The sequence below is a fragment of the Leclercia sp. W6 genome, from assembly GCF_003336345.1.
GTDB lineage: Bacteria > Pseudomonadota > Gammaproteobacteria > Enterobacterales > Enterobacteriaceae > Enterobacter.
The window spans coordinates 842235-856174 of sequence record NZ_CP031104.1; the positions used below are offsets into that span (position 1 = coordinate 842235).

The following is a 13940-nucleotide window of genomic DNA, read 5'->3' on the forward strand; positions in this document are numbered from 1 at the left end:
ACTCACAGGATGGAATCTATGCGTATTCATTATATTGCGCTGTTGGTCGGCGCCTGTATTCCGGCGACCACGCTGGCGGCCACCCAAACGGACAGCATGGAGGAGAAAATCGCCCGGCTGGAAGCCAGTCTGGCAAAAGCCGAAGCCCAGATTGCGCGCTTAGAGCAGGCGCAACAGGCTCCGGCGGTAAATGTGGTCTCAGCTGAACCCCAGACGTCGCCAGCGCCGAAGTTAACCCTGTCAGGCTATGGCGATCTGCGCTTCTATGGCGATGTGGAGTTTAATATGGACGCCGCCAGCCGCAGCGGCAGCCTGACATCTATGCGCACCAGCGCCAATAAGGACTGGGCGCCGTCAAACAACGAGCGCTGGGATATCAATGGCCGCCTCCTGCTGGGGTTTGACGGCTATCGGCGAATGGACAACGGCCAGTTTGCCGGTTTCTCGGTGCAGCCGCTGGCGGATCTTACCGGCAAGATGAATCTGGATGACGCGGTCTTCTTCTTCGGCCAGGAGAACGACTGGAAAATCAAAGTCGGGCGCTTCGAAGCCTACGACATGTTTCCTCTTAACCAGGACACCTTTATCGAGTACTCCGGCAACACGGCGAACGATCTCTACAGTGACGGTTATGGCTATATCTACATGATGAAAGAGGGGCGCGGGCGCAGCGACAGCGGCGGTAACTTCCTGCTGAGTAAAAACCTCGGTAATTGGTATTTTGAGGTCAACACCCTGCTGGAAAACGGCAGCTCGCTCTTTGTCGATAAGCAGTACCATGGCATGGATCTGGATAACGATAAAAACGTGGCCTATGTGCGCCCGGTTATCGCCTGGTCAGAGGGGCGCTTCACCACGGCGCTGGCCATGGAGAGCAACCTGGTGAACAACGCTTACGGTTATCGGGATGCAGAAGGCCACTGGATCGATCAGTCCGATCGCACCGGCTATGGCCTGACAATGAACTGGAACGGGCAAAAAACCGACCCGGATAACGGCGTTGTGGTCAACCTCAACACCGCCTACATGGACGCCAGCGACGAAACTGATTTCACCGCCGGGGTGAATGGTCTGTGGAAGAATATTGAGCTGGGCTATATCTACGCCCATAACGAGATCGACAGATTTAACGCTGCCGGGCTGAATGACGACTGCGACGGTGACTGCTGGATCACCCATCCGGGCGATTACGACATCCATACGCTTCACGCGTCGTATCTGTTCCCTAACGTAATGAAAATGAAAAACTTCAACGTTTATCTCGGGGCCTATGCGTCGTGGATAGATGCCCAGCCGAAAGAGGGTAACAGCGATACCGACGCCCGCTACGGTGGCCGCCTCCGCTTTAAATATTACTTCTGATCGCATGCCAGCCAGACCTCCGGCACGGTCTGGCTGGCTTGCCACATCTGCACTACCTTCATAACGGGTTATAATGAAAGGGAGTGCCAATGAAATCATTACCTCAGATCCTGCCAGCCATTGTGCTGCTTGTCGGCTGCGGGGCGAATAACACCCCGCCTCAGGCACCTGTTCCCGGTAAAAGTACCTCCGCCACCCTGAGCACCCTGGAGACCGGCGCCCAGGTGATCCAGTCCCGTCCGCCGGTAGAGGCCATCAGCGCCTATCTTGACGGTTTTCATTTTTATAGTGGGGATAAAAACGGGCAGATGGAGGCGCATCACTACGTGACGGTACTCAATGAAGAGGTCATGCAGGCGGTCATTTATGACGGCAATACAAAGGATGCCCGGCTGATGGGGGTGGAGTACATCATCAGCGAACGCCTGTTTAACAGCCTGCCGCCGGAGGAGAAAAAGCTCTGGCACAGCCACCAGTATGAAGTGAAATCGGGCAGCCTGGTGGCGCCCGGCTTGCCTGCGGTCGCTGACAAGGCGCTGATGAATAAAATCGTCAACACCTACGGCAAAACCTGGCATACCTGGCATACGGACAGGGACAAGACCCTGCCGTTTGGCATACCTGCGCTGATGATGGGCTTTACCGGCGAGGGACAGCTCGATCCCCGGCTGCTGGCGGATCGCGATCGTCGCCTGGGGATCGATACGCAGCAGATCAAAGCCCAGCGTGCCGACATCGTGGCCCATCCGGTAGCGGAAGGGGCAAATGCCTGGCAGCGCGGCGAGGTCATTCAGCTTAAACGTGTGCAGGGCAGCGGTGAACACGGGCATGGGGACACCACCCATTTCGGCACGTCCGAGCAGAGTCAGCAGAAACACACACCCTGATGAGGAGACGATATGAAGATTCATCATCTTAACTGTGGTTGTATGTGCCCGCTGGGCGGCGCGTTGTTCGACGGTTTCAGCAAGGGGCTACATGCGCACCTGGTCTGCCACTGCCTGCTTATCGAAACCGACCGCGACGGGCTGGTGCTGGTGGATACCGGTTTTGGGCAAGGGGATGTACGTGAACCCTCCAGGCTGTCGGGCTTTTTCCGGGCGCTGAACAATATCCAGCGTCGGGAGTCGCTTACGGCGCGCGCTCGCGTCGAGGCGCTGGGCTTTAGCGCGGCGGATGTCCGCCATATCGTGCTTACGCACCTGGATTTCGACCACGCGGGTGGGCTGAGCGATTTCCCTCACGCACGCATCCATTTGATGCAGCAGGAGATCGACACGGCGCAACGGCGCCATAGCTGGCTGCAGCGGGAGCGCTATCGTCCCGGGCAGTGGAGCGGCACCTCTGGCTGGCAGGGCTATCAGGTGCAGGGCGAACGCTGGTTTGGCTTCGACGCGGTGACGGCGCTGAACGGATTGCCGCCGGAAATTTTGCTGGTGCCGCTGGCCGGGCACACGCCGGGGCATGCGGGGATCGCCATCAGCCAGCCGTCGGGGTGGTTGCTGCACGGTGGCGACGCCTGGTTCTATCGGGATGAGATGCGCCAGCCGCAACGTCATTGCACACCGGGGCTGCGGTTTTACCAGTGGATGATGGCGATGGATAACGGTACCCGGCGACACAACCAACAGCGGCTACGGGAGCTCTCCTGCGCACACCCCCACGACATCACTTTTTTCTGTAGCCATGACGCACGGGAACTGGAGAGCCTGGCGACAGAGTCAAAACAGCTCTAATTACCGCAACTTAGGCGTGGCCTGCTCTGGGAGAAGATCGTTTAAAAATTATACTGGATATTTGAACAGGTATTTGTATACTATTAGAGCAAATTACCCGAGTAATGTATGAGTGAGGGGTGAAACCTATGGTAATTCCTGTTGAAACTTTCCAGTCCAGTGGCCAGCTTGCCACCATCAGCAGCCGCGAAATCGCGAAGCTGACCGGTATTGCTCATACCGAGGTGAAGCGCATGGTAAAAAGCCTGGAAACGGCGCAGCGTCTTTCGCAGCCGGTAACGGCCAGCCTGTATGAGCGCGAAGGTGAAATGCGGCAGGAGTTTTTGCTGAACAAACGGGACTCCCTGCTGACGGTTTCACGTATCTCCCCGGGCTTTACTGCCGCTATGCTCGATCGCTGGCAGGAGCAGGAGAGAAACGTCAATATCCCGGACTTCACCAACCCGGCGGCGGCGGCGCGCGCCTGGGCCGAGCAGTATGAAAAACGCCAGCGTGCTGAGGAGCAGCTAGCCCTCTGGGCACCAAAGGCGGCGTTCTTTGATCAGTTTGTTCAGGTCAAGGAGTCGCTGGGCTTCCGTCAGCTCTGTAAGATCCTTAAAGCGAAAGAGCCCCAGTTCCGGGAGTTCCTGCTTGAGCGGAATATCATGCAGCGCGTCGGCGGGAACCTGGTTCCGCCGCAGCACCACATCGATGCAGGCTATTTTACTCTGCACAGCGGGGTGGGTGAAAACGAGCGCACCTGGTCTCAGGCACGCTTTACTGCCCGCGGCGTGAAATGGGTGGCTGACCTGTGGGCTAAACACCTGTCAACGCTGGCAATTGAAATGCCTCGCACGGAGCGCACCGAAGGCGCACCTGTCCAGCAGAGCTGGCTTTAATCTCTCCTGTAAAGCGAACCGGTCAGATCTCCTCTGGGGTCTGACTGGCTTCACGTAATGCCCCGGCGACTGACCGACAACACGCTTAAACGCCTGGCTGCATGCCGCCAGCGAACTGTAGCCGAGACGCAACGCCACGGTTTCAATCGCCTGTTTTTTCTGCCCGATATACTGGATCGCCAGCCGCATCCGCAGTTCGCTCAGAGAGTTTGCCGGCGTGGTGCCCAGCGCGCTGGCTCTGCTGTGGGGTTTTGCCTTTGGTCTGGTGCCAGTGGCCGCGGAGGCATAATCGAAGAACAAAATGGCTAACCGCAGAGGGTATCTGGGTTAGCCAGATTAATGTTAATGGACACCTGTTTTAAGACAGCCGTGCCGCTTCAGCACTCTCGTATAATAATGGACAAAATGAGGCTGGCTTAATTCAGCAGGGGAACGGGATTAGTTTTTAGCTGTAATTATCTCTTTCAGATGCTCAATCAGATTCATATACTCTTCAGGTTGATCTGTAAAGAGATTCGCATATTCAGATATCGTATCGGGTGAAGCAAACAGAAAAGTATGCGCGTTCTGTAATTGCTCAAACGTAGAGGTGGCCGACGTGTGGCAAGGTGCCTGAATGATGGCGCGGTGAGATTTTTGGGATGCATAGAACAGACGAATCGTTATGCTCGGCACCCCGAAGAGCTCTTCACAGATGAAAAGAAGGTGACCCACTTTGGCCTCTTCATCGCGTTCAGTTGCCTGTAATTCGCCATTTATCGTACTCAACACCGCTTGGGCGATCGCCATTGCGTTGTCAGTACTCAGGCCTGGGATGATCTGTTGGATGATTTGGGTATTAACGGCGACGCCGCTATTTTTAATCGTCAGCATGCTGCTGGTTTTCTGCACTTCAACAAAAAAACCAGACTTGTCCACCAGTGACAACCAGGCCTCATAGTCAAAAAGTGATTTACCCGATTGATTCATCGCGCTGGTCATCGCTGCGAACAACATCGCCACGCTAGCAAATAGTTTTTTGGTTCGTATGGTTAATTCAGGGGATGTCGAGACATAAAGCATGTTTCCAGTTTGATTCATCCGGAACAGCGCATCTTTTTCAGTATCATCCGCCTTGTCTAACGCCATCAGGCCCTGATGTTTTTCTTCCAGCTCAGGCGAGATAAATTTATATTGCTCTAAGAACATTCTCCCCGCATCAACCATTGTATTCAGAACCGATTCCTTAATCAGTTCAGCGTTCATAACCTAACCCTCTTAATAAATGTTCAAAAAATAACAATACGCGCTAATAATTTTCACTTTTGCAGTGAATTATATTTTTTAAGTAAATTCTTATACCGTTAAATATGCACTTAATTAAAGAAAGAAAACGTGATGAATATCATTATTCTGGCGTTTATATAATTAAAAGTGATCAATTGTCTGTTTTTAATAGCTTTTATCAATAGTAAGGCGGCAATGTATAACTCAGAATGATCTTTTGCAGGCCGGGATTATGCGAGACGGGGGGAGGATATCGACAAAAAAGCCCGACACAGGGCTGCTGCGCCGGGCTGGTAAGGAGAAGAACTATCGCTGTGGTTCAGCCTGTTTCATCGGAATCAATACAATCACCACCGCACCCAGCACCAGGAAACCGGCCACCATAAAGATCCCGGCGTTGAAATTACCGGTGACATCCTTCATCCAGCCCATCAGCAGCGGCCCCAGCGCGGCGCCGGTCATCCCGGTGGCGTTGATCACGGCAATACCCAACGCACGGGCACGCAGGGAGATGGAACGATCCGGCGTGGTCCAGAAGATCACCATGGCGGCAAAGGCACCGGCCGAGGCCATCACGATACCGGTGAACTGCAGCACCGGATCGGTGCTGGTGGCGGTGAGGATCCAGCCTGCGGCGGCAAACAGGTACGGCAGCAGGGTGTGGACTTTACGCTCGTTGCGCTTGTCGGAACGTTTACTCCACCAGACCATTGCCACAATGGTACAGACCTGCGGAATGGCGCTCAGGATACCGATAGTCACGTTACTGCTCTCCTCGCTGATGCTGCGCAGGATCAGCGGCGTCCAGACGCTCAGGGCGCTCAGGGTGTTGGTCAGGCAGAAATAGGCGAGGGTGTAGAGCATGATGGTGGGCGTGAACAGCTCGCGCATCAGGCTACGCTGCTGTGGCGCCAGCGCGGCCTGCTCCCGCAGCTGCTTACTCTGGGCGTTTATGCGATCCGCTTCCAGCATCTCCTTCAGGCAGGCCTTGTCATCCTGAGTCAGCCAGCGCGCTTTATCCGGGCTGTCGTCCAGCCAGAACCAGACCACAAAGCCCAGAATGACCGACGGGAAGCCTTCCAGCAGGAAGAGCCACTGCCAGCCCTTCAGGTTCATCACCCCATCGAGGTTGAGAATATACCCGGAGGCCAGCGAACCCAGCGCCATGGTCACCGGCATGGCAATCATAAACAGCGCATTTGCGCGAGCGCGGTAGTGCGCCGGGAACCAGAACGTTAAATACAATAACAGCCCTGGCAGGAAGCCCGCTTCGGCAATTCCCACCAGCATTCGCAGCACGTACAGGCTGTTAGGGCCGGTAGCGAACATCGTGGCGGTGGAGGCGATCCCCCACACCACCATCAGAATTGCGATCCAGCGACGGGCACCCACGATGCTCAGCATCACGTTGCTGGGGATCCCGCAGATGACATACATCACGTAAAACAGCGTGGTCGCCAGCCCGAACATGGTGCTGGTGAGGCCCAGATCTTTGCCCATCGTCAGGCCGGCAAAGCCGATGTTGATGCGATCCAGATACGAAAAGACGAACAAAATGAACAAAAAAGTGATCAATCGCCGGAATAGTTTCTTGATTACCCGCTGTTGACGCGGATCGAGCGTGTCGTCAGCAGACGCAGGCGGAGCCAGCACGCTAGCACGTGTTTGCTCCATCGATGGGCTGTCGTTCATGAAATGCTCCACATAACGGTTAGAGGTAATGTAATCCCCGTTTTAGTCGGGGGTGTTTTTATAATTAATTGATAAGCACGTAAATTTTAAAAAAAAGCCGATAGCCAGCGGGCAAGAGGATTACCCGGTGCACGCGATGCAAACACGTGCGCTAACGTATAGGAAACCGCAGGCATGGACGTCAATGTTCTGTTTAAAAAATGATACGTAATTGTTAATCTCGTAGCGTTTTCGAATCATAATGCGATGTCGATCGGCTTTTACGGCGCAGCGAATTGTTAACAGCAGAGGGCAGGGTGCGATCGGGCTTTAGCGGGGGATAAATAGCGGGTATAATTGCGATCAATGCATTACTTCTGGAACGTCATTTCATGAGTCATACGAACACATCGTCAGACAGCGGCCCCACTTTTCACCGCGAAGAGTTCCCGTTCTACTGGATAGTTAACGTCTACGCGCGTTATACGCAAGTGATGGAAATTACACTGAAAAAGGTGCAGCTTGATGTGTCCCGCTTTCGGGTGCTGATGATTACCGAGCAGTACGGTAAGGCCAGCATTTCGCAGATCGCCGAATACGCCATGGCCAAAATGCCCACCGTTACCAAAATCGTTGGCCGCCTGCGGGATGATGGCCTGGTGACCACCGCCAGCAGCGTGCAGGATGCCAGGGTGACCGAAGTGATGCTCACCGATGCCGGACGCGAAAAAGTGGCCGAGGCACACCGTCTTACCAGCAAGGTTTTCGAGAAGGGTTTTAAGGGCATGACCGCGGCCCAGCGGGAAAAAATGAACCTCTCGCTGTCGAAGGTGCTCGACAATCTTAACGAGCTCTGACCGCGCTCCCAAAGAATTGCGGATTTGTGACCGCCTTAAAAATTCGCTCTAACTCGCTGTAAAATAACGCATTATAAAAGAGCCGCTCTGCTCGTCAGCGCGGCTCTTTTTTCATTTCTGCGCCGCGTTTATTGTTATTTATCATCATCCTAAGCCTCTCTCGATGAGTTGTTATAGAAATGTTTCAGTGTTATTTTTTCGTAAAATTAACGTGAAATATTACTTGAATATTCATCTAAATCTTCCATGATTGACCAGAACAAACGTGGGTCGAACCGCAGCGAAGAGTGCGTCACCCAAATATGATTCGTTTTTTCTGGTTAAGGTGCAAATTATGCAACCTGTTACTGAGAGCAATGGTTTTGTCACCCGATGTACCCTCGGCGAAGGCGATCTCCGCTTCGCGGTAAAAGACACCCTCGACATCGTAGGCTTTCCCACCCGTGCAGGCTGCCCGGCGCTGGCCGCGAACCCGGCGGCGGAACAGCATGCCGACGTGGTCGCAACCCTTCTCGGGCAGAAGTGTATTCTGACCGGAAAAACCACCCTGCACGAGCTGGCGTTTGGCGTCACCGGGATCAACCCCTGGGGCGGCACGCCGGTTAACCCGCTGTTTCCTGACCTGATCCCCGGCGGCTCCTCCAGCGGCTCTGCCGCAGTGGTGGCTGCTGGTGAGGTGGATTTTGCGCTCGGCACCGATACCGGGGGATCGGTGCGTATGCCCGCCGCCTGCTGCGGCATCCTCGGCTTAAAACCCACTTACGGTGCCTTGAGCAGGGCAGGGGTGATGCCCTCGCAAAGCTCCCTGGACTGCGTGGGGATCTTCGCCCGCGAGCCGGACGTTTTGCGTAACGTGCTGACCCGTCTGGCGCTGCCGGTTGATGCGCCGCTGCACAGAATGCCCGCCATCGGCTTTATCCCGTCGGCGCTCATCAGCATCGACTCCCTGCTGTTGAACTTCCTCGCCCAGGCTGACCTGCAACCGCGTCAGGCCGAATTGCCGCTGCTGGGGGATGCCCATCGCGCCGGGTTGACCCTCATCAGCCATGAAAACTGGCAGGCTTTTAAAACGCTACTGATTGACGACAGGGTCTCTGCCGACGTCGCCACCCGCATCCGTGCCGGGGCCGGGATCGATGCCCGTGCTCTTGAGGCCGCAGAAGCGATCCGCCGCACATTTACCGCCCAGGTGGATGCCCAACTGGCGAAAACCCCCTTGCTGGCGCTGGCAACCCTGCCGGAGCTGCCGCCCACGCTGGAAGAGGCACAAGATCCGCTCAGCGTGGTGAACCTCACCCGACTGGTGCGCCCGTTCAACCTCAGCGGCCACCCAGCGCTGACCCTGCCCGCGGGCACGCTTGATGGCCGTCCGGTGGCGCTGCAACTCGTTGCCGCCAAAGGGCACGAGGGGCTGCTGGTGCAGGCGGCAGAATGGCTCTCTGAGCGACGACGCCGCTAACCATCCCGCTTTACCGACAGTTTCAACACTAACTCAGTGAGTACAACTCATTGCGGCAGCACGCGTCTCTCTGCGGGCCGCACACTCTTTTGGGAGGAAGCTATGTCTGCCGTTCATGTTCGTGAGGAGCTCGTTCCACTGCTGAACGAAGTCGCCACCCGCAGCGCCGATTTTGAGCAACAGCGTCATATCTCAGACGACATCATCGCCCGGTTTAAGCAGGTGGGCGTCTACCGCGCGTTAGTCCCCAAAATCTACGGCGGCGAGGAGTGCTCCCCGGCACAGTTCTGTGAGTTGATCGAGCAGATTGCCACCGCCGATGGCTCCGCAGGCTGGGTCGCCAGCTTCGGCATGAGCCCCTTCTATCTTGGGGCGCTGCCGCCGGACACCTTAAAAGAACTCTACCGTGACGGCCCGGACGTGGTCTTCGCCGGCGGCATCTTCCCGCCGCAAAAAGCGGTGCTGGCGGATGGCGGTTACCGCGTCTCGGGCCGCTGGGGCTTTGCCAGTGGCAGCATGGGGGCCTCGGTATTTGGCGTCGGCATCCTGCCGGAGAGCGGCGAAGCGCTGCCGCGCATGGCGGTGCTGCCCCGCGATAGCGTGCAGATCGATCCGGTCTGGAACACTGTCGGCCTGGCCGGAACCGGCAGCCACGATCTGGTGGTCAACGATGCCTTTGTGCCGCAGGAGTGGACCTTTGTGCGCGGCGGCGCCCTTAACCTGGAGGGGGCGCTCTATCGCTATCCGGTGCTCTCCCTGGCCACCCAGGTGCTGTCGGTGGTGGCGCTCGGCGTCGCCCGCGCGGCACTCCATGAAATCTATGCCATTGCCCATCGTCAGCAGTCGGTGACCGGCGCGCCGCGCCTGGCGGAACGGCCGCAGGCGCAGATGCAGATAGCCCGCTGCGAAGCGGAACTGCGCTCCGCCCGGGCGTGGTTCTACGAGGCCATTGACGAGGTGTGGCAGTGCATCCTCGCCGGGGATGATCCTGCCTGCGCTCAGATCAACGCCCTGCGACTCTCCTCCACCCACGCCACCCGCGTGGCCGCTGAAGTTACCCGCCAGGCGCTGGCGCTGAACGGCATGGGCGGCATCACTATGAAAAGTCCGCTGCAACGCTATGTCCGCGACACCCTGGTGATCACCCAGCACGCCTTTATGGGCGACCTCTCTTATCTCAACGCCGGTACGGTCTATTTCGGTGGCCAGCCTCTGCCGGGTTATTTGTAATTTTCACCAAAGGAGCAACAGATGAGCCAGACAACAACCTTACGCGTGCTGTTTTGCATCGGCGTGAACCAGAACTTTTTTGATGCCACCCCGGCAGAAGCCAAACAGGTGTGGGGCGCGTTCGGCGTGATGATGAAAGGCATCGACGAAACCCAGGGCATCCGCGTCATCGGCAATATGGACGATGACCGCCTGATGGTCGGGCCGTCCACCACCTCGCCGTGGACCACCTACGTGCTGGCCGATGCCGACAGCCTCGACAGCGTGGTGGCTGCCTGCAACCTGTTCCGTACCACCCCGGTGGGCGACGGCGAGTACAAGCTGTGGAAGTACTGCAAGATCGAAGCCCGCGTCGGTCGCGAACTGATCATTCAGTAACGGAGCACGCCATGAGCCCACAGGATGCGCTGCGTTTACAGCAGCTTGAGGATCAGCAGGCCGCCCGGGTCTGTATCAGCAACTACATGCGGCTGTGCGATCGCCTCGACAGCATGGAGACGGTACAGGCCATCGGCGCGCTGTTCAGCGCAGACGCCTGCTGGGAAGGGCTGGGTGAACCCTACGCCACCCGGCTGGGCAGGCATCAGGGACGCGAAGCGATTGAAGCGATGATGGCGGGCTACGTCCGCCAGCCTGCGCACTTTGCCCTGAATGCCCATTTTCTCTGTTCCGAAGCCCTGTATCAGGATGCAGACGGTGAGCTGCATGGCCGCTGGCTGATGCTGCAAGCCTCCGAATTTACTGCCGGAGGGGCGCACCTGAACGCGGCAGAGATCCAGATTATTTTCCGTCGCGAAGGGGGGGAGATGACCATGCACCATTTTACCACCCGCAACCTGTTCAGCAGGCCAGTAAGCCACTGGCATGCGGCGGATGCGCTACCGGTACCTGACAACAATTAGAACCTCGACGACGAGCAGGAGACAGATTATGCAGTGTGACCAGATCATCAACGTCAAAAATATCGATACCACGACGCCGACGGCCCCGAGCCGGGAAGCGATTGCGGCTCTGGTGAAGGCGGACCGCGTTCACACCTCGCTCTACACCTCTGACGAGCTGTTCCAGCTGGAGCTGGACCGTATTTTCAGCAAAACCTGGGTCTGGGTGGCACACGTCAGCGAGATCCCGGAGGCCGGCAGCTTCAAAACTACCGAGATCGGCACCCAGCCGGTGATCGTGGTGCGCGACCGCAAGGGCACCATTCATACCCTACTGAACCGCTGCCGCCATCGCGCGGCCACCGTCTGCGAACACCGCAGCGGCAAAACCAACAGCTTCGTCTGCCCCTACCACGGCTGGGGCTACGCCCTGGATGGCAGCCTGCGCGGCGTGCCGCACCCGGAAAGCTATGCCGACCAACTGGAGAAGAACGAACTGGGGCTGGTCTGCCTGCGTACCGAGCAGTATGCGGGCATGGTGTTTGCCACCTTTAACGAGCAGATCGAACCGCTGGAGGATTTCCTCGGCGCGGCGAAGAAGTGGATGGATCTCTTTATGAAGCAGGGGGCGGGCTACCCGATCAAGACCGGGCCTGCGCACCGCTTCCGTTTCCCGGGCAACTGGAAGATCCAGCTGGAGAACACCACCGACGGCTATCACTTCCCGGTGGTGCACCGCTCCTTCCTGAGTTCGGTCGATAAGCAGACCGAAGAGATGCTCAACTTCGTGGACGGCAGCGGCTATGTCGAAGATCTCGGCAACGGCCACAGCGTCATGGTGATGATCCCCGAGCTGGTGGATCTGGAGGCCAACCTTGATGCGCCAATCCCGGAGCGCTTTGTCGAGCTGGCGGACGCACTGCGTAAAGAGCATGACGAAGAGCAGGTCAGGCGCATCGTGCGCGCGGTGGGCGGCTCCGGCTTCAACCTCAACCTGTTCCCGAACATCGCCTGTTCAATGGCCTTCTTCCGCGTCCTGCAACCCATCTCAGTGATGGAAACCGAAATTCATCACGCGGTGATCACCATGGACGGCGGACCGGAGATCGCGAACCAGGCGCGCCTGCGTCTGCACGAGCACTTCCAGGGGCCGATGGGCTTTGGCACGCCGGACGACTCCGAGGCCTGGGAGCGCGTGCAGCGCGGGGCCACCGCGGGGGATGAGCTGTGGATCATGCTCAACCGCGGCCTGGCGGGGGAGTATCGCACCGACGACGGCCTGCGCAGCGACGTCAGCGCCGAAACTGGGATGCGCGCGGCCTATCAGCAGTGGAAAAAATTGATGACGGAGAGCGAAAAATGATGACGCCAGATTCTGTGCTGTTTGCGGCGATGTCCGTAATCAATCTCGAAGGCGATCTGCTGGACCAGGGCGAGTTTAACGCCTGGCTGGAACTGTGGCAGCGCGACGGCCTGTACGTGGTACCTATCGACCCGAACGAAACCGATTTTAAAAACACCCTCAACTACGCCTGCGACGATCACCACATGCGGGAGAAGCGGGTGAAGCGCCTCTACAGCGGGGAGTCCATCTCCACCACGCCGCGCGCCAGAACGCTGCGCACCCTGTCGCGCTTCCGCCTGCTGGAATCCAGTGAGGATCTGATCGTGGTGCGCGGGGCGCAATCACTGTGGGAGCACCGCAAAGGCCACAGCCGCCACTACGCCGCGGACATCACCTGGCACCTGACACCGCAGGAGGGCAGGTTGCTGATTACCCGGAAGGTGATCCGCTTGGTCAACAGCGACGATGTGCTGCACAGCATCGGCTACATCCTCTGAGGAATCCCCCATGACGCAAACCGTATTAGTGACCGGCGCGGCCGCCGGTCTGGGCAACGTGATTGCCGCTCACCTGCTGGCGCAGGGGTATCAGGTGGTGCTGACCGACGTTGATGTGGCCCGCGCCCGGGAAGCCGCGGATCGTCTCGATGACGGCCAGGGCAGGGTGCTGGCGCTGGGGCTGGATATCTGCCAGCCGCAGGATTTTGCGCAGGCGCTCGAGGCGACCATAGAACGCTTCGGCAGCCTGGAAGTGCTGGTCAACAACGCCGCCCTGACCCTCGCCACCCCGGTGATGGAAATTACGGTGGAGGAGTTTGACCGGGTGATCGCCACCAACCTGCGCGGCACCTTCGTCGGCTGCCAGACCCTGGGGCGTTACTTCGCAAGTACAGGCTACGGCCGCATCATCAACCTGGCCTCGTTAGCCGGGCAGAACGGCGGCACCGCCTCCGGCGCCCACTACGCCGCTTCGAAGGGCGGGATCCTGACCCTGACCAAAATCTTTGCTCGGGAGCTCGGTAAATCCGGCGTGACGGTAAACGCCATCGCCCCGGGCCCGCTGGATCTGCCGATGGTTCACGACCTGGTGCCGGAAGAGAAGATGGCCGGGCTGTTGCAGATGATCCCGGTCGGCCAGTTAGGCGAAGCCGGGTTTGTCGCCCAGGCGGTGGCTTTGCTGGCATCAGAGCAGGCGTCGTTTGTCACCGGGGCGACCTGGGACATCAACGGCGGTCTGTTTATGCGTTAAGGAGTCA

14 protein-coding genes and 1 pseudogene are annotated in these 13940 nt (G+C 57.8%); 12 read left to right on the forward strand and 3 right to left on the reverse strand.

The window, feature by feature from the left end:
• The first annotated feature begins 18 nt into the window (after positions 1-18).
• The 4 genes from DVA43_RS04180 to DVA43_RS04195 all read left to right on the forward strand — a co-directional run bounded on the left by DVA43_RS04180 (position 19) and on the right by DVA43_RS04195 (position 3976).
• The gene (locus DVA43_RS04180; protein ID WP_114314669.1) at positions 19-1362 is read left to right on the forward strand and encodes a carbohydrate porin; all 1344 of its coding nucleotides are present in this window, start codon (positions 19-21) and stop codon (positions 1360-1362) included.
• A gap of 89 nt (positions 1363-1451) precedes the next feature.
• A complete protein-coding gene (locus DVA43_RS04185) occupies positions 1452-2249 on the forward strand; it encodes an OBAP family protein (protein WP_114314670.1) in 798 nt (265 codons plus the stop codon).
• A gap of 12 nt (positions 2250-2261) precedes the next feature.
• Complete coding sequence (locus DVA43_RS04190) at positions 2262-3098, forward strand: MBL fold metallo-hydrolase (RefSeq protein ID WP_114314671.1); 837 nt, start codon at positions 2262-2264, stop codon at positions 3096-3098.
• 128 nt (positions 3099-3226) lie between these two features.
• Positions 3227-3976, forward strand: coding sequence for a phage antirepressor KilAC domain-containing protein (locus DVA43_RS04195; protein WP_103822326.1), 750 nt, complete (start codon positions 3227-3229; stop codon positions 3974-3976).
• Positions 3977-3998: 22 nt separating this feature from the next.
• Here DVA43_RS04195 and DVA43_RS04200 read toward each other — a convergent pair.
• The 3 genes and pseudogenes from DVA43_RS04200 to hpaX form a co-directional block, all read right to left on the reverse strand.
• Positions 3999-4210 (reverse strand): annotated as a pseudogene (locus DVA43_RS04200) (helix-turn-helix domain-containing protein); the annotation flags it as partial.
• Positions 4211-4414: 204 nt separating this feature from the next.
• Positions 4415-5221 carry a Zygote formation protein zyg1 gene (locus DVA43_RS04205; protein WP_114314672.1) on the reverse strand — a complete coding sequence of 269 codons (807 nt, stop codon included), beginning with the start codon at positions 5219-5221 and terminating at the stop codon, positions 4415-4417.
• A 327-nt stretch (positions 5222-5548) separates the two neighbouring features.
• The gene (gene hpaX / locus DVA43_RS04210) at positions 5549-6934 is read right to left on the reverse strand and encodes a 4-hydroxyphenylacetate permease (protein ID WP_114314673.1); all 1386 of its coding nucleotides are present in this window, start codon (positions 6932-6934) and stop codon (positions 5549-5551) included.
• A gap of 371 nt (positions 6935-7305) precedes the next feature.
• Here hpaX and DVA43_RS04215 point away from each other — a divergent pair, with 371 nt between their 5' ends.
• From DVA43_RS04215 to DVA43_RS04250, 8 genes are all read left to right on the forward strand, one after another.
• On the forward strand, positions 7306-7770 hold the full coding sequence (locus DVA43_RS04215; RefSeq protein WP_103822323.1) for a MarR family winged helix-turn-helix transcriptional regulator: 465 nt from the start codon (positions 7306-7308) through the stop codon (positions 7768-7770).
• A 334-nt stretch (positions 7771-8104) separates the two neighbouring features.
• Positions 8105-9229: an amidase gene (locus DVA43_RS04220; protein WP_114314674.1), complete on the forward strand. Its 1125-nt coding sequence runs from the start codon at positions 8105-8107 to the stop codon at positions 9227-9229.
• Positions 9230-9331: 102 nt separating this feature from the next.
• Positions 9332-10459 carry an acyl-CoA dehydrogenase family protein gene (locus DVA43_RS04225; protein WP_114314675.1) on the forward strand — a complete coding sequence of 376 codons (1128 nt, stop codon included), beginning with the start codon at positions 9332-9334 and terminating at the stop codon, positions 10457-10459.
• Positions 10460-10480: 21 nt separating this feature from the next.
• Positions 10481-10837: an IacB protein gene (locus DVA43_RS04230; protein ID WP_103822320.1), complete on the forward strand. Its 357-nt coding sequence runs from the start codon at positions 10481-10483 to the stop codon at positions 10835-10837.
• An 11-nt stretch (positions 10838-10848) separates the two neighbouring features.
• On the forward strand, positions 10849-11361 hold the full coding sequence (locus DVA43_RS04235) for a nuclear transport factor 2 family protein (protein ID WP_114314676.1): 513 nt from the start codon (positions 10849-10851) through the stop codon (positions 11359-11361).
• A gap of 28 nt (positions 11362-11389) precedes the next feature.
• Positions 11390-12703 (forward strand): Rieske 2Fe-2S domain-containing protein, encoded by a 1314-nt coding sequence (locus DVA43_RS04240; protein WP_114314677.1) that lies wholly within the window; start codon positions 11390-11392, stop codon positions 12701-12703.
• Positions 12703-13182 (forward strand): aromatic-ring-hydroxylating dioxygenase subunit beta, encoded by a 480-nt coding sequence (locus DVA43_RS04245; RefSeq protein ID WP_103822509.1) that lies wholly within the window; start codon positions 12703-12705, stop codon positions 13180-13182. Before DVA43_RS04240 ends, DVA43_RS04245 begins: the two co-directional genes overlap by 1 nt.
• A gap of 10 nt (positions 13183-13192) precedes the next feature.
• The gene (locus DVA43_RS04250; RefSeq protein ID WP_114314678.1) at positions 13193-13933 is read left to right on the forward strand and encodes an SDR family NAD(P)-dependent oxidoreductase; all 741 of its coding nucleotides are present in this window, start codon (positions 13193-13195) and stop codon (positions 13931-13933) included.
• Positions 13934-13940: the final 7 nt, after the last annotated feature.